Consider the following 19424-nt stretch of genomic DNA (forward strand, 5'->3'; position numbering starts at 1 on the left):
AAGGAGAGAATGATGCCGACGAAGATCACTGCGATCTACGAGAACCCGAAATCTCCCGAGGCCTTCGAGGCGGGGCACCTGGAGCAGGTGGATCTGGCGCGGAAGATCCCCGGAGTCCAGCGGATCGAGAGCGCGAAGGTCTGGCCGAAGGAGGACGGCAGCGCGACCCCGGCCTATCGCGTACTCGACATGTACTTCGCCGACTACGACACGGCCAGCAGGGCCGTGACGACCGAAGAGGCATCGGCGTTCGTCGCCAAGGCTTTCGAACTGGCGACTGGCGGTGTGCGGCTCCTCTTCACAGATGTCGAGGAGGTCTGACCGCGGGCATCGCATGATGCTGCGGGGGCGTCGGGTGCCACGGGCCCGAACTGCCCTCAGAGGCCTCGGAGCGGTCGTGTAGCCCGGCGGGAGCCCGCTCTCGGACAGCCACGGCATCGCCGGCTCCAAGCCGTCCCCGTCGTCGGTGGACAGCCGCATCCGCTCGGCGGCCGTCAGTGTCCCCAGCGCGCTCTCGCCTGTCCGCCCGACGCGGGTGACCTTCCGCACCGCGCACAGACCGGGCAACGGCTGATGGAAGCAACCCGCCCCAGCCCGGTCCACCGCACGAGCGCGCGTACTCACCGTGTGGTCCTCGATCCGCTGGAGCCGGATGACCGGCGTCGAGGACGTGTCCGACGCGCGCTTGGCGGCGGCCTGGCCGACGCTGCCCGCGCAGGAGTTCCGCTGCCCCCGCGGCGGGACTTCCCGGGCCGGCAGCCTTCCACCCTCTCGGCGTCGCAGGCCGCAGGAGTACAGGAGAGGCGAGGATGGCGGGTGCGCCGCATGGCCGGCCCGCGCACTGTGGTGTCCCACCACATGTGCCCTGACCTGATTCTTCCTGCCTGTGCCGACACGTTGATCCGACGGTGCCGCTCCGGCTGACGAACTCCATTACGTTCCGGGGTGAGTCGGCTACTTTCAGTTGCCCTCGGCCGGGCCGTCGTCCGCATGCCGCGATAAGCTGTGGAAAAGTCTCTGTGCCCGCCTGCCCCTCGAGGCTCAGCCGCCCCGACGCGGCATGGCGGACAACACCTGCTGGGTCAGCGGGATCCAACAGCGCCAGGGGGCAGTTGCCTTCCCGTAGGTCCGTTCTCCCGTAGGTGGGTATTCATGGACCTGAACACCATCACCGAAGTGGTCCGGCGACCGTCCGAGCGGCCAGGCATGGACTGGCACGAAGGCGATGCCTGGCTCGCAGGTGGAACGTGGCTCTACTCCACGGAGCAGCCGGACCTGCGACGGCTGATCGACCTGACGGCGTTGCCTTGGGAGCCTCTTGTTCCGACGGACGAGGGCCTGGAGATCAGCGCCACATGCACCATTCGCGACCTGTACGCCTTCCCATGGCCGGAGAGCTGGACCGCCGGAATCCTCTTCCGGAGAAGCTGTGAGGCATTCCTGTCCTCGTTCAAGGTCTGGAACGCGGCGACCGTCGGCGGAAACATCTGCATGTCCTTGCCCGCAGGCCCGATGATCACGTTGACCGTCGCGCTGGAGGCGCAGTACGAGCTGTGGGCGCCCGACGGCTCCGTGCGCTTCGTCGACGCCCTCGATTTCGTCACGGGCGACCACCGCAACGTTCTCGTCCCCGGGGAGATCCTTCGGCGCATCACCATTCCGGAGCGCGCGCTGCGCAAACGCACCGCGCACCGTCGCTTCACGCTGACCCGCCTCGGCCGTTCGACGGTGTTCCTCGTCGGCACACAACGGCCGGGAGGGAACGACCTGGTGCTCACCGTCACCGCCGGCACCACGCGGCCGGTCCGCATCGCCTTCGACTCCCTGCCCGATGTGCGGACCCTGCGGCAGAGCATCGACGCCGTACCGGCCGACGTCTGGTTCGCCGATCCCAACGGAACCCCTGACCACCGTCGGCATCTGACACGGTACTTCGCCGAAGAGATCTGCCGCGAACTCAACGCTGGGGACCTGGCATGAGCTACATCGTCAACGGCAGGGCATTCGACCGGGAACCGGCCCCCGGCCAGTGCCTGCGCACCTTCCTGCGCGAACTCGGGCACTTCGGTGTCAAGAAGGGGTGCGACGCGGGCGACTGCGGCGCCTGCACGGTGTGGCTGGACGGCACACCGGTCCACAGCTGCATCACTCCCGCGTTCCGCGCGGACAGCCGGGAGGTGACCACCATCGAGGGCCTCGGGCGGCCCGGCGCCCCGCATCCCGTGCAGCGGCAGTTCGAGGACGCCCCGGGGTTCCAGTGCGGATTCTGCACCGCAGGGATGATCATGACGTCGGCCACCTTCACCGAGGACCAGAAGGCGGACCTGCCACGGGCGTTGAAGGGCAACCTCTGCCGCTGCACCGGATACCGGGCGATCGAGGACGCCGTGAAGGGTGTCAGTGCGGTGGAGACGGCAGCACCGGGCAAGGCCGTCGGGACGAGCGTCGGCGCGCCCGCGGGCCACGACGTGGTGACGGGTCACGCCGAGTTCACCATGGACACGCGGATCGAGGGCATGCTCCACCTCAAGGTGCTGCACTCACCCCACGCGCACGCCCGGATCCTCTCGATCGACAAGCGCGCCGCCCTCGCGGTGCCCGGCGTGCACCGGGTCTACACCTGGGAAGACGTACCCCGCAGACGCTTCACCACGGCGATCCACACCGACCACCTGGTCGACCCGGACGACACCTACATCCTCGACGACACGGTCCGCTTCGCCGGCCAGCGCGTCGCCGCGGTCCTGGCCGACACGGTCGGGGCGGCCGAGGAAGGGTGCCGGCGTCTCGCGGTCGAGTACGAGGTGCTGCCGGCGGTGTTCGATCCAGAGGCGGCGATGGCCGACGGCGCACCCCAGCTGCACGGCTCCCACGATCCGTTCATCCGCGATCCCGCCCACAACATCCTGGTCGAAATCCACTCGCGCATCGGCGACATCGACGCGGGATTCGCCGCGGCCGACGTGATCCACGAAGGCACGTACTTCTCACCGCGGGTGCAGCACGCCCATCTGGAGACCCATGGTTCCATCGCCTGGATGGAGGACGGCCGGCTGAACGTCCGTACCAGTTCGCAGTCACCGTCGATCGCGAAGGTCAAACTGGAGTACCTGTTCGCGCTGCGCCCGGACCAGGTGAGGGTGTTCTGCAAGCGCGTCGGCGGGGGCTTCGGCGGCAAGCAGGAGGTGATCGCGGAGGACCTGGTCGCGCTCGCCACCCTGGACACCGGGCGGCCCACCTGTCTCGAGTACACCCGTGAGGAGGAGTTCACCACGGCCTCGCCGCGGCATCCGATGACCCTGACGATCAAGCTAGGCGCGAAGGCCGACGGAACGCTCACCGCGTTCCAGGTCCGCAACGTGTCGAACACGGGCGCCTACGGCAACCACGGCGGCGAGACGCTGTACGCGGGCGGGGCCGCCGTCATGATCTACCGCTGCCCCAACAAGAGGTACGACGCGTACTCCGTCTACACGAACACCGTGCCGAGCGGGGCGCTGCGCGGTTACGGGATGACACAGCCGGCGTTCGCCGTGGAGTCGGCGATGGACGAACTGGCCCGCGCCCTGCACCTCGACCCGCTGGAACTGCGCCGACGCAACATCGTGCGGCCGGGTGAGCCCCTGGTCGCCATGGACGACGGCCCCGACGACGTGATCTTCACCGAGGACGGGCTCGCCCAGTGCATCGACCTGGTGGCCGACGCCCTGGCGCGTACGGCCGGCGGGCCGCCTCCCGGCCCCGAGTGGCTGGTCGGCACCGGCGTGGCGAGTTCCCTGCACGAGACCGCGCCCCCGACGGAGCACATCTCCGAGGCCTGGGTCACGCTGGGCGACGATCTCATCTACGAACTGGCCGTCGGGACCCCCGAGTTCGGGGAGGGAACCTCCACGGCACACGTCCAGATCGCGGCCAACCAGTTGGGCACGACGCCGTCGCGGATCCGTCTGGTGCAGTCCGACACGGACCGCACGGGATTCGACACGGGTGCCTTCGCGAGCGCGGGCCTCTTCGTGGCGGGCAACGCGGTCCTGCGGGCGGCCAATGCCGTGCGCGACCGCATCCTGGACTTCGCCGCGGCACATACGGGCGTCCATGTCGTGATGTGCACGATGGACGACGACGGTGTCGTCTGCGGGGACCGGCGGGTGTCGCTGGCCGAACTCGTCGCGCTCGCCCGGGCGCGTGGGATCCGTTTCACCGCCGCACGCAAGGCGTACGGCTCGCCCCGCAGCGTCACCTCCAACACGCAGGGGTTCCGGGTCGCCGTGCACCGGGTGACGGGTGAGATACGGATCCTGTACAGCGTGCAGGCGGCGGACGCCGGCGTGATCATCAACCCGGCGCAGGTCCGAGGACAGGTGGAGGGGGGTGTCGCCCAGGGAATCGGCTTCGCGCTGACCGAGAATCACCACGTCGACGACAGCGGCGTCATGGTCAACCCGAACCTCCGGAACTACCGCATCCCCACCTACGCCGACATCCCCCGTACCGAGGTCCTCCTGGTGGGTTCGGCGGATTCGGTGGGACCCATGAGGGCGAAGGGGATGGCCGAGTGCTGCATCAATCCGGTGGCCCCCGCGCTCGCGAACGCGGTGCATGACGCCACGGGCGTCTGCTACCGTGCGTTGCCGCTGACTCCGGAACGCATTTACGGCCGGCTCCCTGCGGAGCAGTCGGTGTCGACAGGTTGAGTCACCATGAACACCGCAAAGAACGTAGCCGCCGCGGCGACGGCGATCATCGGCCAGAAGGTCCTGCCCGGGATGGAGCGGGAGTTCGAGACATGGCAGGAGGACCTCAACGCCGCGGCCGCCTACTACCCAGGTTTCCTCGGCGCCGAGATCTCCCCGCCGACACCGCTGCAACCCGACTGGGTCGTCGTGTACCGCTTCGACTCGGTGGCGCATCTGCAGGCGTGGATCAACAGCGCGACCAGGCAGACGTATCTCGACGCCGGCGCCAAGTACTTCGACGGTCCGGCGACCCAGCAGGTGGTCAGCAGTGGCACGCAGTCACTGGATCCGCTGGTCACGGTGGTGGTCACCCACCGCGTCTCCCCGGACCAGGTCGACGACTTCCTCGCCTGGCAGCACCGCATGGTCCAGGAGGAGAGCAAGTTCGAGGGGTTTCGCGGTACCGAGCTCTTCCGCCCCATCGCCGGGCTTCAGGAGGAATGGACCACGCTGTACCGCTACGACAGCGCCGAGCACCTCGACGCCTGGCTGACGTCGCCCCAACGGCAGGCGATCCTGGCCGAGGGCGACAAGTTCAGCGACTTCAAACTGCGTACGATCGACAACTCGTTCGGCAGCTGGTTCGCCTTCGAGGGCAACGGGAAGGAGGCACCGCCGCCGCCCTCCGAGACCAGGACCTCCCTCGCGGTCTGGGTCGGCCTGTACCCGACTGTCGTGCTGCTGACGCTCGCTCTGTCCCCGCTGCACATGCCGCTCTGGATCGGCCTGCTCGTGGGCAACCTGCTGTCGAGTTTCCTCATGAGCTTCCTGACCATGCCCTACTACGTGAACCCGTTGCTCGGGCGATGGCTGCGGCCGTCGCCGGACGAACCGGCGGCAAGGACCAACCTCCGTGGCCTCGGTGTCGTCGCGGTGGCGATGGCCTTCTGGGCTGCCGTCTTCTACCTGGTCACGGTCCGGTTCTGGACGCTGCCGTGACCGGTGACCGCCCGGACGGTCGAAGGTCACCTGCTGCCGCAGTCGCGGCCGGTTCGAGACCGACTCCGCCGCGGCCGGCCACGGACAGCGGGGCATGACCCTGTCCGGGCCGTCACCGTCATTCGGTCCGCCCTCCCTTCGCACGCACCCCCACGAACGTCGAGACCTCTTTCCGCCACCTCCCACAACCTCACCGCGCCGTGCGCTGGAGCGTGCCTGTGCCCAGAACGTGGCGCGGTGTGCCCGTCGTACCCTCTCGTCGGCCCCGGAGACGGCACGGCGCCGCACGAGCACCACATGAGTGTGGCCGAATCGGCCATCTGACGTCTGTTCGGACACGGCCATACTCAGGGCTGGGCAATCCGCCCCATCCCTATGTCCGGAGGCCATCCATGCCCCAGACCCGTGTGTCCCACACCGCCGTGATCGAGGCCTGGCTGTCGGGCGCCGAGAGCGCGTACGGCCGGTCCAACCCCGCAGGGCCCCTGTATGTCGGCGGCACGGCTGCCGAGGCCGCACTCACCGACCCGAGCGACTCCCTCTACGGCTTCTGTTCCAGCCCGAGCGGTTCGCACGGCAGTTGGTGCTGCTGACAAGCCCGCCTCGCCCCTCGAGGCATGCGGTGCCCTGTGAGGGACTCCGATTGCGGAGAGCCTTCGCGGAGTGAGGATCTACGAGCAGGAGCGTGGGGAACCGGCCTGGTGAAACGATTCCCCATGCTCCGTCCGGGCGCCTTCGACGGCGCGACGCGGTGGGACGGGAAAGGTGGACGGTGGGCGGTTCGGGGCTGGAGACGCGAGACCAGGCGGAATGGTTCATCCAACCGGTACGGGGCATCGCCCGGCCCTGGCGGGACGAGCTGGCCCGGCGGCTGGCCGACGTGGACTCACTTGGCCGGGAAGAACGGGACGCCGTGGTGGAGGCCGGGCACACCGCCCTGCTCAGGTCCTTGCACGCCAAGCTCTCCCGCCTGTTCCTGATCGAGTTGCACGCACTGCGCCTGACGGCAGGTGAGGTGGGAACCGCGGGTGGCGGGGAAGCCGCCGCCGACAGGGAGACATGGTCCGCGTTCATCGAGCAGGCCGGCGAACCGGGCTACCTCGACCGGCTGGCCGGCCGGTACCCGAGCCTCGGCCGGCGGATCGCGTGCGTGGCGCGGCTCTCGGTGGCGGCAACGGCGGCGTTCGCGACACGGCTCGCCGCGGACCGTGCGTCGCTGGCGCCGTTGCTGGGCCGAGAGCCGGGAGAGATGCGCGCCGTCACCTTCGGTGCGGGGGACAGCCACCGGGGCGGACTGAGCGTCAGCCGGGTCGACTTCGCGGGTGGAAGGGTCATGTACAAGCCCCGGGCGTCCGGGATCGACGTGGCACTGGGCGCCCTGCTGGACGAGCTGTTCGCGGACTTCCCCGGTGCCCCGGCGGCGGACGAGCGCATCCGTGTGCCGCGAACCCTGACGCGTGAGGGCTACGGCTGGGCCGAGTTCGTCCCCCACCGGTACTGCGTGGACGACACCGAACTCGCCGCGTTCTACCGCGGGGTCGGACACTGGCTGGCCGTCCTCCGGTTCACCGGCGGCACCGACATGCACGCCGAGAACATGATCGCCGCCGGTCCGGTGCCGGTGATCGTGGACGCCGAGACACTCTTCGACGCCCCGGCGCCGTTCCCGCCCGGTGACCGGGGCGACGCGGTGGACGTGGCCGCGGCGGCGATCCGCCGTACGGTGCTGCGGACCGGACTGCTGCCCGTGCGCGGCACCGGTTTCGCCCTCGGCGGAGTGGACATCTCCGGAGTCGGGGCGCTGCCCGGTCAGCAGCCGCTGATCCCGAACCCGGTGATCGCGGACGGCGGCACCGCGGCGGCCCGCTTCCAGGTGGACCTGGTGGCAGTGCCCGCCACCGGCAACCACCCCAGCCCCACACCGGTCCTGAGCACGTACTGGGACCGGATCCTGGCCGGCTTCCGCGAGATGACCGCGCACCTGCACCGGCCCGGCCGGGACCCCTACCGGCTGCTGCACCGCTTCGAGGGCACCCAGGCGCGGCGTATCCGGCGGCCGACGCAGGCGTACGTCGACATCGGGCGGATGCTGTGGCATCCGGCGTCGTTGCACGACGAGGCGGCTGCCGTGGAGCGGGCCAGGGACATCCTGCGGCGCAACGCCGAGGTGCTGCCCGGCGCGCCCACCGACCGTGCGACCATCGACGGCGAGATCGCGGACCTGCTGGCCGGCGACGTACCGATGTTCACCTTCGCCGTGGACGAGACCGCCGTACGCGAAACGGTCGGGGACTGGCGCACCGCCGATCTGGCGCTCGAGGAGGCGGTGATCCAGGACGCGCTGGTGGGCGCCTACCTCAACGAGCGTTCGCTGCCCGCCCGGGTGCAGGCCGCCGCCCGCGACCCGCACGCCCACGACCGGGAGCGGCGCCGCCGGGACCTGGCCGCGCAGATGGTACGGCGGCTGTGCGACGGTGCGGTGCGCGGCGCGGACGGCACGGTCACCTGGATCAGCCCGGTCTTCACTCCCGCCGGATGGTCCATCCGGGTGCTGCCCGCCGACCTCTACACCGGGCAGGGCGGGGTCGTGCTGACGCTCGCGGAGTACCTGACCGAGGTACGGGCGGGCCGGGCCGACGCCGTGCCGGGCGTGGCCGAGACGTTCGAGGGCGCCCTGCGCGTGCTGCTCGGCACCGAGGACCTCACGCCGACACCGTCGGCCGGGGCGTTCAGCGGTGCCGCTTCCCAGGTGTGGACGTGGCTGGCACTGCACCGGGTGCTCGGCGAGGACTGGCTGCTGGAGCGGGCCGGCGAGCGGGCCCGGCTGCTCGCCGAGGACGCTCCACTTATCGAGGAGGACATCGAGGTGGACCTCCTCAACGGGGCCGCCGGCGCGATCGTCCCCCTGCTCGACCTGGCCACCGCGACCGGGCAGGACCGGTGGCTCGGCGCCGCCGCGCACATCGGGCGCCGGCTGGCCGGGCTGGCCACGCCCGACGCGAGCGGCGCCCGCTGGACGACCCGGCTCAACCCCGAGGGCATCGGAGGCTTCGCCCACGGCGCCACCGGCATCGGCTGGGCGCTGGCCCGGCTCGCCCTCAGCGATGCCGGCTCGATGGCCGAACGCTGCGGCTGGAGGCGCCTTTCTCAGCAGGCCTTCGCCTTCCAGGAATCCCTCTGGCAGCCCGGACAGGGCAACTGGCTCGACGCCCGGATCGGCGCCGAGGAGGACTTCTTCACCAGTTGGTGCCACGGCAGCGCGGGGATCGGCATCGGCATGTTCGACCTGCACCGGCGCACCGGCGATCCCGACCAGCTCGACATGGCCCAGCGCGCCGCACGAGCCTGTGCCGCCGAGGGCTTCGGCTGGAGCCACACCCTCTGCCACGGCGACCTCGGCCTCTGGGAGTTCCTCACCTCCCTGGGCTTCGGCGACCCGATGGACCTCGACGCGGAGATCCTCACCGGTCTCGAACAGCGCGGCCCCGTCGGCGGCCTGGCCCGTGAGGCGTTCTCACCCAGCCTCATGTCCGGTCTCGCCGGCGTCCTGCACACGCTCCTGCGCATGGATCCCGCGGCGGACCTGCCCAATCCGTTGCTCCTGGACTGAAGCCGGAACAGCCGCCAGGGACCGGGCGGTTCGACAGCGCGTTCCTCGGCCGGTCCGGGCGGCGGGGGCCGGGCGGCCCTCCGTGCAAATCCTGGAGTGATATCGGGCGCAAAGCTCAGCATCGGCGTCCACGACGGCCACGACACCTCCGGATTTTCGCGTCTCTCCGTGATTGGGTGTGAGCGCAGCGCGATCGAAGTGACGCGAAGTCCTCTTGAGGCGACCCGGGACCGGGAAAGACTGCTGCGGCAGCAAGGCCGCGCTTGCTTCGCGGGACCCGCGGCACAGCAGTCACGATCGCAATGTGAGGAGAACGTCGATGCCCGACGCCCGCCGTCGAGACGACGCACACTCGATCACACTGACCGACGGAACCGCCACCAGGACCCGGCAGGCGGCTCCCGTCGACCTGGTGCCGGTCCAGGAACTGCACCGCCGTTGCTCGCCGGGCAGCCGAGCCCTGCGATACCACGCGGGCAAGTCCGGCCTGACGCCCGCCGAATGGCGCCGGTTGTCCAGCCCGGAGCGCGGCACCACGCTGGTGACCGCTCCGGCCGGGCGTGCGGACCACATCATCGCCATGACGAACGTCATGCGCACCGATCAGCAAGGGGTGGGGGAACTCGCGATCCTGGTCGAGGACGGGTGGCAGGCCAGGGGGCTCGGCGCAGCGCTGGCCGAGCATGCGGCGGCTGTTGCCCGCCGCGAGGGACACCACGCGCTGGCCGCCGTGGTGACGGCGGGCAACAGGTCGATGCTCCATGTCCTGGAGAAACTGGACGCGAGGCCGGTCGCAGCCACCGGGTCCGTGGTCGACCTCCGCATTCTGCTCTAGATCCGGCCCGCTGGTGGGGATTCCTGTGTGAACCATCGAGATATTGAAGGCTCTACAGCGGCCGAAATACGCCCGCTGCGGGCGCACACGATGTTTTGACGGGCAGTGCTGTGAAACAGTCGGGCGAGGTCGACTCATACCCGTGAGTAACACCTTTGAAAGGGAAACGAGTTGTCGCCCAGTACGACGCCCGGACACCGACCCCTGAACGTTCTCACACCGGCCAGTGACCATTCCCTGATGGCCGCATGGGCCGGCGGAAAGGGGAAGAACCTCCACACCCTGACCACGTCCGGCTTTCACGTACCGAGCTGGTCCGTACTCGGCTTGGACGTCTTCGCGGAATTCCGCCGTGCCAGTGGACTGGACGAGCGGATGACACGACTGCTCACCGACGGCTGGCAGTCGAAGGCCAGGCAGGTCGCCGAGGAGATCGCGCTCCTGATCGAGGCCGCGCCGCTTCCCGGGCGCATCGCCGAGGTCATCGCCCGGGCCTATCGGCACGCCGGCGGCGGCGCGGTGGCCGTCCGTTCCTCCGGCGCGGAGGAGGACGGCGCCCGGCACTCCTTCGCCGGCCAGTTCGACAGCTTCCTCAACATCCGCGGCCTCGACGAGGTCACCGCCCATGTCCGCCGCTGCTGGGCCTCCGGGTTCTCCGAGCGGTCCCTGTGCTACCGCGCCCAGCGCCGGCTGCCACCCGGTGCCGGGGGCGTCGCCGTGATCGTCCAGCGCATGGTCCCGGCCGAGTGCAGCGGCGTGCTGTTCAGTGCCGACCCGGCGACCGGCCGTACCGACCGCCATGTGGTCAGCGCGGTGTACGGGCTGGGGGAGGGGCTGGTCTCAGGCGCGGTCGACGCGGACACCGTCGTCCTGGACGCGGCCACCGGCGAGCCGCTCACCACGGTGATCGGCGACAAGCGGGAACGCTACGAGGCCGGACCCGGACCCGGCTGCCGGGTGCGGCCCGTCGCCGGCGAGCACCGGTCGGCGCCGGTTCTGACCGCCGCCGGTCTGGCCCGGCTGCACGAGGCGGGGGTTCGCATCACCGCGTGCTACGGCACCCCTCAGGACATCGAGTGGGCCACGGCCGAGGGCACCCTGTGGATTCTGCAGAGCCGCCCGGTCACCGCCCCGGCCCCCGTGCCCGAACCCGAGGGCGAACTGCGGGTCTGGGACAACTCCAACATCATCGAGAGCTTCAGCGGCGTCGTCTCCCCGCTCACCTTCAGTTTCGCCGCCGACACCTACGCCAAGGTGTACGACAGCTACGCCCGCGCCCTGGGCGTCCGCGGCGAGCAACTGCGCGAGGTGCGCGAGTGGACCCCGCACCTGCTCGGCTATGTCCACGGACGGGTCTACTACAACCTGTTCCACTGGTACCGAATGGTGCGCCTCGCCCCGCTGTACCCGCTCAGCCGGCGGGTATTGGAGAAATCGCTCGGGGTCGCGGAGAGCATTCCGGACGAGATCGCCGACACACTCCATCCGTTCACACCGCGACCGGGGCTGCGCGGCCGGCTCTCGCGCATGGCCCGCACGACGATCTTCGCCACGAGGTTCCTGACCATCCGGAAATCCGTGGAGACCTTCCACCGGGATTTCTACCGGGCATACGCGATGTTCAACAATGTCGACTACGACAGCCTGCCCGGTGAGGAGACCTACCGCCGTTTCCGCCGGCTGCAGCGCGAACTCATCGAAAAATGGGGCCCGATGCAGGCCCTGGACGCCACGATCCTGCTCTCGGTGGGGCTGCTGGCGCTGCTCACCCGCAGCTGGCTGCCGGAGGCACCCGAATGGTTCACCTGGGCCGCCGCCGCCCCCGGCGGCACGGTGGAGTCCGCCGAACCGGTGCGGGCACTGCGCGAGCTGGCCGACCGGGCACGCGCCGACAAAGAGGTCCTGCACGTGCTGGAACACACACCCGATCCCGATTCCTACCGGGCGCTGCGCGAGGCCGGGCACCCCCGGTTCCTGGCCGCCGTCGACGCGTACATCGCCGACTACGGCTACCGCAGCCCCGACGAACTCAAGCTGGAGGTCCCCGACCTGTACGAGAACCCGGCAGGGCTGTTCGCCCTGCTGCGTGACGCGCTGTCGGACACCGGGGGAGACGGCGCGCCGGAGCGTGGCGGCGAGGCCGACGCCTATCTCGACGAGCACCTGCGCGGCCCGCGCCGCGTGCTGTACGAGCGGGTGCGGCACAAGGCCCGGACGGCGCTCGCCGACCGGGAACGGCTCAGGTTCTGCCGCACCCGGGCCTTCGGCGCGGCCAAGCGCATGCTGCGCGCCCTGGGCCGCGACCTGGCGCGCGCCGGCGCCATCGACGCCTGGGACGACGTGTTCCTGCTGCGCCTGGAGGAGATCAGCGGCGCGTACGAGGGAATGATCGTCCACACCGAGCTGCGGGAGCTGGTCGCGCTGCGTCGCAGGCAACTGGCCGTCGACACCGGCCTGCACGCCCCGTCCCGCTTCACCACCCGTGGCGCCCCGTACTGGTCGGGCAACCTGGACCGGGCGGGCTGGACCTGCGGCCCGGCCGCCCGCAGCGGCACCCGGGAACTGCGCGGCACCGCCTGCTGCCCCGGCGTCGCCGAAGGGCCCGCCGTGGTCACCGACAGCCCCCGCGACATCGGCGGCGGCATCCTGGTCACCTACCGCACCGACCCCGGCTGGGTCGCCGCACTGCCCTCGGCCGCCGCCCTCGTCATCGAGCGCGGCAGCCCGCTCACCCATGTCGCCGTCGTGGCACGCGAGTTGGGAATTCCGACAGTGGTCCAGGTCAGTAACCTGACCACCGAGATCCGCACCGGCACCCGCCTCCGCGTCGACGGCGCCGCCGGGACGGTCACCGTACTCGCCGACCCTCCCGACGACGGTACGACCGCCACGCAGGACGGCCCCGGAACGGAGACCCACCCGTGATCCTCACCGAGGAGCAGCTGCAGGACCTGCTCGACACGTCCCTCGACTCCCTCGCCGAACCGCCCCACGGCACCGAGTGGGCCGTAGTCCTCGAAGGCTCCATCGCGGAAGGGTTCGGCAACCCGTCCTCCGACATCGACTTCCTGCTCATCGGCCGCACCGAGGACGACCTGCCGACCATGCCGTCGCTGCTGTTCCTGGAGGGCCGGCGGGTGGAGATCCGCACCCGGTCGGTGCGCCAACTCACCGGCCAGTTCCAGGCGCTGGAGGAGGGAGCCGAGCGGCCCGGCCGGCTGTCCGAGGACCTCCTCAACCGCTGCCAGCGGCTGCTGCACAGCCACCCGCTGCGCGGCCACGCCCTGGTGGAGGAGGTGAAGGCGGTGCTGCCCGTCGAGCGGTTCCGCCGGATCACCGCCGACTGGTGGGCGCACCGGGCCCGCCAGTCCCTGCGGCATGCGATGGCGCTGCTGTGCCTCGGCGAGAGCGACGAGGCGGTCGACTGGACCCGCGCCGGACTCGTCCAGACCGTCAAGTCCTGGGCGGCCGGCCTGGGCGAGACCTACCTCGAACCCAAGTGGCTGTCCCTGCAACTGGACCGGGCCGGGCGGCCGGACGTACGTGACCGCTACTGGGAGCTGGAGGCCACGGCCCCCGCGTCCGCGGACGCCGACGCCGCCCGCGGCCACCTGACCGCCTGTCTCGCCTTCGCCATGGATCTCGGGCTGACCGGCGTCCCCTGGCGGCCCGAGCGGCTCACCGTCGAACGCGTGGCCGGGGTGACCACCTGGCAGACCGGCGAACGGGTCCACGTCGTCCGCGCCCGGCGGGAGCTGTTCGCCCTGGGCGACGACGCCGGTGCCCTGTGGCGCTCCCTCGTCCTCGGGCGGCCGTTGCCCCGCGTGCTGGAGGCGGCCGCGGACACCGGTGTCACCGGCCCCGGCCCGCTGCTGGCCGTCTTCCTGCGCTACGGGCTGATCCGCCTCGCCTGGAAGGGCGGCGGCACCGTCACCCCGTCGCTGCCGCTCGCCGCGCCGCCCGGCCCCGTCACCCCGCCGCCCTCCACCGCACAGCCGGTGCTGTCGGTGCGCGGCGCCGCTGTCACCGGCCCCCGAGCCGTCGATCTGATGCCCTTGCCCGCCGACCGGTTCGCCGCCGCTGCCATGGCCCTGGTGTGGTCCAACGTGGTCGTCGAGAACGCCGTCGAGGATCTGACCGGCGCCGTGCGACGCGGCCAGTGGCGGGTCGCCGAACTCAGCGTGCGGCGCGCCGTGCACGCCGCACTGCGCGGACTGTTCAGCTCCCACGGCGTGCATCCGCTGCCCGCCGACTGCGACCTCGTACGCCGCCTCGACCTGCTGCCGTCCGGCACCCGGCCGATCGGGGCACACGCCGGCGAACTGCTGCAGTGCACCGCCGGCCCGACGACGAACGGCGATGCCCTGCTCGCCGAGCTGCGTGGCTTCGTCGCCCAGGTCCGCGCCGCCGTGGGCGCCCACACCTTCCCGCTCTCCTTCGACTCCGCGGACACCTGGCGGGCCACCCTGCAACTCGGCCACGACTGGCTGCGCATCGGCGCCCACCTCGACGCGCAACTTCCCATAGAGGAAGCCCGCGACCTGCTGGCCGGCAACGGTGCCCAGCCCCACCAGGCCCGGTGACCGCACCAGGCCCCCTGCACGCACTCCCACCGACCCACCGCCCGGAGGACCCACCGATGCCCGACCCGATGACGGTGCTCGTGACCGGCGCCGGCGGTTTCGTGGGCGCGGAGGTGACCGCCCGGCTCACCACCGCGGGCCACACCGTGCTGGCACTGCTGCACCGCACGCCCGAGATCGTCCGCAACGACGGCAGCGAACTCACCCCCGGACCGGGCGTGTTGACCCCGCTCACCGGCGACATCACCCGCCCCGGCCTCGGCCTCACCCAGGAAGGCCGGCGGCTCGCCGCCACCGCCGACCGGATCGTGCACTGCGCCGCCGTCACCGACTTCGGACTGCCGGACGACCGCTACGACCGCATCAACGTGGCCGGCACCCGGCACGTCCTGGACCTCGCCCTGGCCGGCCGCATCCCGCTCGTGCACGTCAGCACCGCCTATGTGTGCGGGGAACGCGACGGCACCGCCCGGGAGGACGAACTCGACGTCGGCCAGCGTCCCGGCAACGGCTACGAGAGGAGCAAGCTCACCGCCGAGACCATGGTCCGCAAGGCCGCGGCGGACGGCCTGCCGGCGACCGTGGTGCGCCCCAGCATCGTCACCGGGGCCACCCGCACCGGCCGCATCCGCGACTTCAAGACCATCTACCCCGTGCTCCGGGTCCTCACCAGGGGCCTGGTGCGGACCGTGCCCGGCCACTACGACGGCGTCCTCGACCTGGTCCCGGTCGACCGCGTCGCCGACCTGGTCACCGAGGCCGCCCTCCGCTTCGAGGAGGCCCAGGGCAGCACCCTGCACGCCGTCGGCCACGAGCTGACCCTGCGGGACTTCTCCGACGTCCTGGCCGAGTACCCCTGCTTCCACGTACCCCGGTTCGTTCCGCCGTCCGCGTTCTGCGCCGGGTCCCTGACCGACCGCGAGCGCCCCTACTACGACCGCGTCGTCTCCCTGTACGACACCTACTTCCGGCGGCGCGTCCACTTCGACGACGCCCACGCGGCGGTCCTCCGGGGCCGTCCCGCAGCCACGGGCGCACGGCCGTACCTGCGCCGCCTCCTCGACCACTGCCTCACGACCGGCTACCTGGGCCCGGCACCGCGCCGGGAGCCGGCCACCGCCCGACCCGACGGGAGCCCACACCGATGACCCCCGACCATCTCGCGGACCCCTCGCTCGGCATACCCGTCTCCCCGCGGCTGACGTGCCACCCCGCCAAACAGCGGCTGTACGGCGCGGACACCTACTACCAGGAGGCCCACGAACAACTCGCCTCCCTCACCGACGACGTCACCGGCTTCGCCCACCGGCACGCCGCGCTGCTGCTCAAGCCCGACGCCGTGGTGTCCCGCAGGCTCGAGGCGGCGGTGGACTGGCTGACCGGGCTGGGGTTCGGGATCGTCGGCGCGGCGGTCACCCGGCTGACCCGCACCATGATCCGCTCCCTCTGGTACTTCCAGTGGAACCTCGCCACCCCCTACCGCAGGAAGCTCGCCGCCCTGTTCCTGGAGGACGCCGACGCCCTCGTCCTGCTCGTCCGCCACGCCCACGACACGGGCGTCCCGGCATCGGTCGAACTCACCCGGCTCAAGGGGCCCACGGACCCCGACGCCCGGCGGCCGGGCCAGCTGCGCCATCTCCTCGGTCGCCACAGCTATCTGCTGAACCTCGTGCACACCCCCGACGAACCCGCCGACGTCCTGCGGGAGCTGGCCGTCCACTTCGACGAGACCACGCGCGGCCGCCTCTTGCGCTCCGCCCTCGCCGACGAGGACCGCACCGTGGACGCCCTGGAGCTGACCGGCCGGCTGTACGCGGCCACCAAGCCACGGGACCTGGACTTCGAACCCGCCGTCGGCCGGCTGCGCGACGCGGTCTCCCGGCACACCGGCACCGACCCGACGGCCACCGCGCGCACGCTGCTGGAGACCGCGTGGGAGGAGGGGATCGCCCTCGACCCGTGGGACACCGTCATCGTCGGCTCGAAGGTGCTCCCCATGCGCGTGCCCGGCCGCGCCCCCGTGCTCGACGGGGCCGACGCCGGGACCTGGCGCCGCCACCTGGACACCCTCCGCGCCAACCCGACCTGAGGAGCGGCCCATGCAGTTCAGCCGGACACTCCCGAAGGAGCTGGTGCACCGCGCCGCGGTCGCCGAGGTCTTCCTGACCGACGCGGAGCGGCACAGCGAGGACGAACTGCTGCTCGCCGCGCAGCTTCCCCGCCGCCACGCCTTCTACCACGACACCCTCGGCCCCCGCACCCACCACGATCCACTGCTGCTCCTGGAAGCGTGCAGGCAGGGCATCTTCGTCGTGGCCCATCGGTATCTGGACGTCCCGACGGGATGGAAGTTCCTGCTCCGCGCGGTCGAGTTCAAGGTGCTGGACCACGCGGCCCTGACCTGCGACGACCGTCCCACCGAGGCCGTGATCACCACCCGGATCGAGCACCGGTTCCGCAGCCGGGCCACGGTGACGGGCCTGCGGCTGCGCTGCACCGTGACCATCGGCACCGGGGAAGCACTGCTGGCCCGCATCACCTACTGCTGGATGCCCCACGGGGACTGGACGCGGCTGCGGGCCGGACAGCGCGGTGCGCTGGGCCTGTCCGATGTGCCCGTCGCCCTGCCCGGAGCAGGCGTCGACCCCGCCCTCGTCGGCCGGCGCGACCCGGCCAACACCGTCATCTCCCCACCGCGCACCACCGGCGACGGCACGCGCACGGCACGGCTGATCGTCGACACCGCGCATCCGACCCTGTACGACCACTGGGTCGACCACGTCCCCGGCATGCTGGAGCTGGAGGCCTTCCGTCAACTCGCCCTCACCGCGGCCGTCTCCGCCGGCGCCGTCCGCACACCCACGGCGCTGCCCGTCGGCCTGGCCGCACGGTTCCGCTGCTTCGCGGAGATGGACCTTCCGCTGCGCTGCCGGACCGCCCCGGTCCTGCCCGGCGCCGACATCGAGTGCACCCTGCACCAGCCGGGCGCCGTCGCCGCCGAGGCCCGGATCAGGCTCGCCGACCCCGACCCGGAGGCCACGGCGGCCGCTCCCGGGACCTTCGCGGCCCACGGAGCCGCATGACCCCGGCCGCACTCATCCGAACAGGAGAGCCCCGCAGTGACCACCGTCGCCGTCCCTCAGGTACCCGCCCGACTGGGCCGATTCGTGCTGCGCATGTTCCGGCCGCACATCTACGTCACCTACGGAGTGCTGTGGGTGCTCGCCCTGGAGAGTTCGGCGGTCGCCGCCACCGGCGCGGCCTGGCGGCCGTCCGGCGCCACCTGGCTGCGGGCCGCGAGTGTCGTACTGGCGCTGCTGTTCCTGCGGATGCTGGACGAGCAGAAGGACCTCGCCCACGACCGTGTGCACCATCCGGACCGGCCGCTCGTCACCGGCGCGATCACCAAGGCCGAACTGCGCGGCGCCATGGCGGCGATCACCGTCGTGGCGACCGCCCTGAACGCCACCCTCTCGGCCACGGCCACCCTGCTGTTGCTCGCGACGCTCGGGTACGCGCTGCTCCTCGCCGCGCCGGCACGGCCGGCACCCGCGCTCCGCGACCGCCGGCTGCTCGAACTCGCGGTCACCTACCCGGTGCAGGTGCTGCTCGGCATCTACGTGTACGGCTCGCTCGTCGCCGCCGGGAACGTCACCGCCGACTGGCGCGGCGCGGCGCTGCTCGCGCTGTCCGCCTGCGTCTTCCTGCACTTCGAGTTCGCCCGCAAGACGACCTGGGAGCCGCAGCCCGGTGAACGCCTGTACTCGGCGGACCTCGGCCCCCGGCGCAGCGCGGTGGTCACCGCGGGCTGTGCGGCCGGTGCGGTCGGCTGCCAGGTGCTGCTGTTCGCGCCGGCCGGCCTGCTCGGACTGTCGCCCTGTCTGGCGGCGGTTCTGCCCGCATGGGGCACATGGCGGTTCCTGGCCGTCCGCCGCGGCGGGTGGCCGATGCCGGCCGCGACGGGATTCGTCGTGGCCACCTACCTCGCGCTGGTCGTCCGGGCGGTGCTGGGACCATGACGCATGGACCTGGGCTGTCGTGCACGGAGTTGCTGACCACCACGCGGAGCGTGCGGCGGGGCCTGGACCTGGATCGGGTGGTGGACCCGGAACTGGTCAAGGACTGCCTGCGCATCGCCCTGCAGGCGCCCAACGGCAACAACCGGCAGAGCTGGCGCTGGATCCTGCTCACCGACCCGCGGATCCGCGCCGACGTCGCCGAGGTGTACCGGGCCGCCTTCTACGACCGCAACGCCGACGCGCTCGACCGCCCGGCGGAGCTTCCCGAGGCCACGCGCTCCGTGCTCACCGCCGCCCGGGCGCTGGCCGACCGGCTGCACCGGGTACCCGTCCTGGTCCTCCCGTGCCTCGAAGTGGCCGACGGGCGGCTGCCGGAGGGCAACCAGGCCGGCCTGTGGGCCTCGTTGCTGCCCGCGGCCTGGAGTTATGCGCTGGCGGCCCGCAGCCGCGGTCTGGTCACCGCCTGGACGGCGGTCCATCTGGACCGTGAGCAGGAGGTCGCCGACCTGCTGGGCCTGCCGCCCACCGTCCGCCAGGGCGCACTGCTGCCGACGGCGTACCCCGTGCGCGACACGTTCCGGCCGGGCCCGCGGCTGCCGCTGGAGCAGGTCCTGCACCACAACGGCTGGCATGACGCCTGACCGGCGTACGGGATGCAGCGGGCCGCGCGCCACGGGCTTCCCCGGTTCCGGCTTCCTGCGG

The 19424-nt window shown here is 71.6% G+C and carries 14 protein-coding genes; all 14 read left to right on the forward strand.

The window, feature by feature from the left end:
• Nucleotides 1–12 precede the first annotated feature (12 nt).
• The 14 genes from ACFYZB_RS01210 (at nucleotide 13) to ACFYZB_RS01275 (ending at nucleotide 19363) form a co-directional block, all read left to right on the forward strand.
• Complete coding sequence (locus ACFYZB_RS01210) at nucleotides 13–321, forward strand: EthD family reductase (RefSeq protein WP_351205528.1); 309 nt, start codon at nucleotides 13–15, stop codon at nucleotides 319–321.
• 831 nt (nucleotides 322–1152) lie between these two features.
• Nucleotides 1153–1980, forward strand: a complete 828-nt coding sequence (locus tag ACFYZB_RS01215; RefSeq protein WP_388752809.1) for an FAD binding domain-containing protein — start codon at nucleotides 1153–1155, stop codon at nucleotides 1978–1980.
• Entirely contained in the window at nucleotides 1977–4694 is a 2718-nt protein-coding gene (locus ACFYZB_RS01220) for a molybdopterin-dependent oxidoreductase (protein WP_388752811.1), read from the forward strand. The genes ACFYZB_RS01215 and ACFYZB_RS01220 overlap by 4 nt, the downstream gene beginning before the upstream one ends.
• Nucleotides 4695–4700: 6 nt before the next feature.
• Nucleotides 4701–5675: an antibiotic biosynthesis monooxygenase gene (locus ACFYZB_RS01225; protein WP_388752814.1), complete on the forward strand. Its 975-nt coding sequence runs from the start codon at nucleotides 4701–4703 to the stop codon at nucleotides 5673–5675.
• Between the two features lie 392 nt (nucleotides 5676–6067).
• Complete coding sequence (locus ACFYZB_RS01230) at nucleotides 6068–6268, forward strand: DUF6229 family protein (RefSeq protein WP_388752816.1); 201 nt, start codon at nucleotides 6068–6070, stop codon at nucleotides 6266–6268.
• 179 nt (nucleotides 6269–6447) lie between these two features.
• Nucleotides 6448–9285, forward strand: a complete 2838-nt coding sequence (locus tag ACFYZB_RS01235; protein ID WP_388752819.1) for a type 2 lanthipeptide synthetase LanM family protein — start codon at nucleotides 6448–6450, stop codon at nucleotides 9283–9285.
• A 319-nt stretch (nucleotides 9286–9604) separates the two neighbouring features.
• Nucleotides 9605–10120 (forward strand): GNAT family N-acetyltransferase, encoded by a 516-nt coding sequence (locus tag ACFYZB_RS01240; protein WP_388752821.1) that lies wholly within the window; start codon nucleotides 9605–9607, stop codon nucleotides 10118–10120.
• 171 nt (nucleotides 10121–10291) lie between these two features.
• Nucleotides 10292–13045 (forward strand): phosphoenolpyruvate synthase, encoded by a 2754-nt coding sequence (locus ACFYZB_RS01245; RefSeq protein WP_388752824.1) that lies wholly within the window; start codon nucleotides 10292–10294, stop codon nucleotides 13043–13045.
• On the forward strand, nucleotides 13042–14703 hold the full coding sequence (locus ACFYZB_RS01250; protein ID WP_388752826.1) for a hypothetical protein: 1662 nt from the start codon (nucleotides 13042–13044) through the stop codon (nucleotides 14701–14703). Before ACFYZB_RS01245 ends, ACFYZB_RS01250 begins: the two co-directional genes overlap by 4 nt.
• Before the next feature lie 56 nt (nucleotides 14704–14759).
• The gene (locus ACFYZB_RS01255) at nucleotides 14760–15851 is read left to right on the forward strand and encodes an SDR family oxidoreductase (protein WP_388752828.1); all 1092 of its coding nucleotides are present in this window, start codon (nucleotides 14760–14762) and stop codon (nucleotides 15849–15851) included.
• Complete coding sequence (locus tag ACFYZB_RS01260; protein ID WP_388752831.1) at nucleotides 15848–16792, forward strand: nucleoside-diphosphate kinase; 945 nt, start codon at nucleotides 15848–15850, stop codon at nucleotides 16790–16792. The genes ACFYZB_RS01255 and ACFYZB_RS01260 overlap by 4 nt, the downstream gene beginning before the upstream one ends.
• Nucleotides 16793–16802: 10 nt before the next feature.
• Nucleotides 16803–17786 carry a ScbA/BarX family gamma-butyrolactone biosynthesis protein gene (locus ACFYZB_RS01265; protein ID WP_388752834.1) on the forward strand — a complete coding sequence of 328 codons (984 nt, stop codon included), beginning with the start codon at nucleotides 16803–16805 and terminating at the stop codon, nucleotides 17784–17786.
• A 36-nt stretch (nucleotides 17787–17822) separates the two neighbouring features.
• On the forward strand, nucleotides 17823–18722 hold the full coding sequence (locus ACFYZB_RS01270; RefSeq protein ID WP_388752837.1) for a hypothetical protein: 900 nt from the start codon (nucleotides 17823–17825) through the stop codon (nucleotides 18720–18722).
• Nucleotides 18719–19363, forward strand: coding sequence for a nitroreductase family protein (locus tag ACFYZB_RS01275; protein WP_388752839.1), 645 nt, complete (start codon nucleotides 18719–18721; stop codon nucleotides 19361–19363). The genes ACFYZB_RS01270 and ACFYZB_RS01275 overlap by 4 nt, the downstream gene beginning before the upstream one ends.
• Nucleotides 19364–19424 lie beyond the last annotated feature (61 nt).

It is taken from the genome of Streptomyces sp. NPDC001852 (assembly GCF_042891825.1).
Lineage (GTDB): Bacteria > Actinomycetota > Actinomycetes > Streptomycetales > Streptomycetaceae > Streptomyces.

What these genes read in the sequence shown, in the direction of transcription:
- ACFYZB_RS01220 (WP_388752811.1), top strand. Translation starts at nt 1,977, where the DNA reads ATGAGCTACATCGTCAACGGCAGGGCATTCGACCGGGAACCGGCCCCC.
- ACFYZB_RS01230 (WP_388752816.1), top strand. Translation starts at nt 6,068, where the DNA reads ATGCCCCAGACCCGTGTGTCCCACACCGCCGTGATCGAGGCCTGGCTG.
- ACFYZB_RS01210 (WP_351205528.1), top strand. Translation starts at nt 13, where the DNA reads ATGCCGACGAAGATCACTGCGATCTACGAGAACCCGAAATCTCCCGAG.
- ACFYZB_RS01265 (WP_388752834.1), top strand. Translation starts at nt 16,803, where the DNA reads ATGCAGTTCAGCCGGACACTCCCGAAGGAGCTGGTGCACCGCGCCGCG.
- ACFYZB_RS01255 (WP_388752828.1), top strand. Translation starts at nt 14,760, where the DNA reads ATGCCCGACCCGATGACGGTGCTCGTGACCGGCGCCGGCGGTTTCGTG.
- ACFYZB_RS01275 (WP_388752839.1), top strand. Translation starts at nt 18,719, where the DNA reads ATGACGCATGGACCTGGGCTGTCGTGCACGGAGTTGCTGACCACCACG.
- ACFYZB_RS01225 (WP_388752814.1), top strand. Translation starts at nt 4,701, where the DNA reads ATGAACACCGCAAAGAACGTAGCCGCCGCGGCGACGGCGATCATCGGC.
- ACFYZB_RS01260 (WP_388752831.1), top strand. Translation starts at nt 15,848, where the DNA reads ATGACCCCCGACCATCTCGCGGACCCCTCGCTCGGCATACCCGTCTCC.
- ACFYZB_RS01240 (WP_388752821.1), top strand. Translation starts at nt 9,605, where the DNA reads ATGCCCGACGCCCGCCGTCGAGACGACGCACACTCGATCACACTGACC.
- ACFYZB_RS01215 (WP_388752809.1), top strand. Translation starts at nt 1,153, where the DNA reads ATGGACCTGAACACCATCACCGAAGTGGTCCGGCGACCGTCCGAGCGG.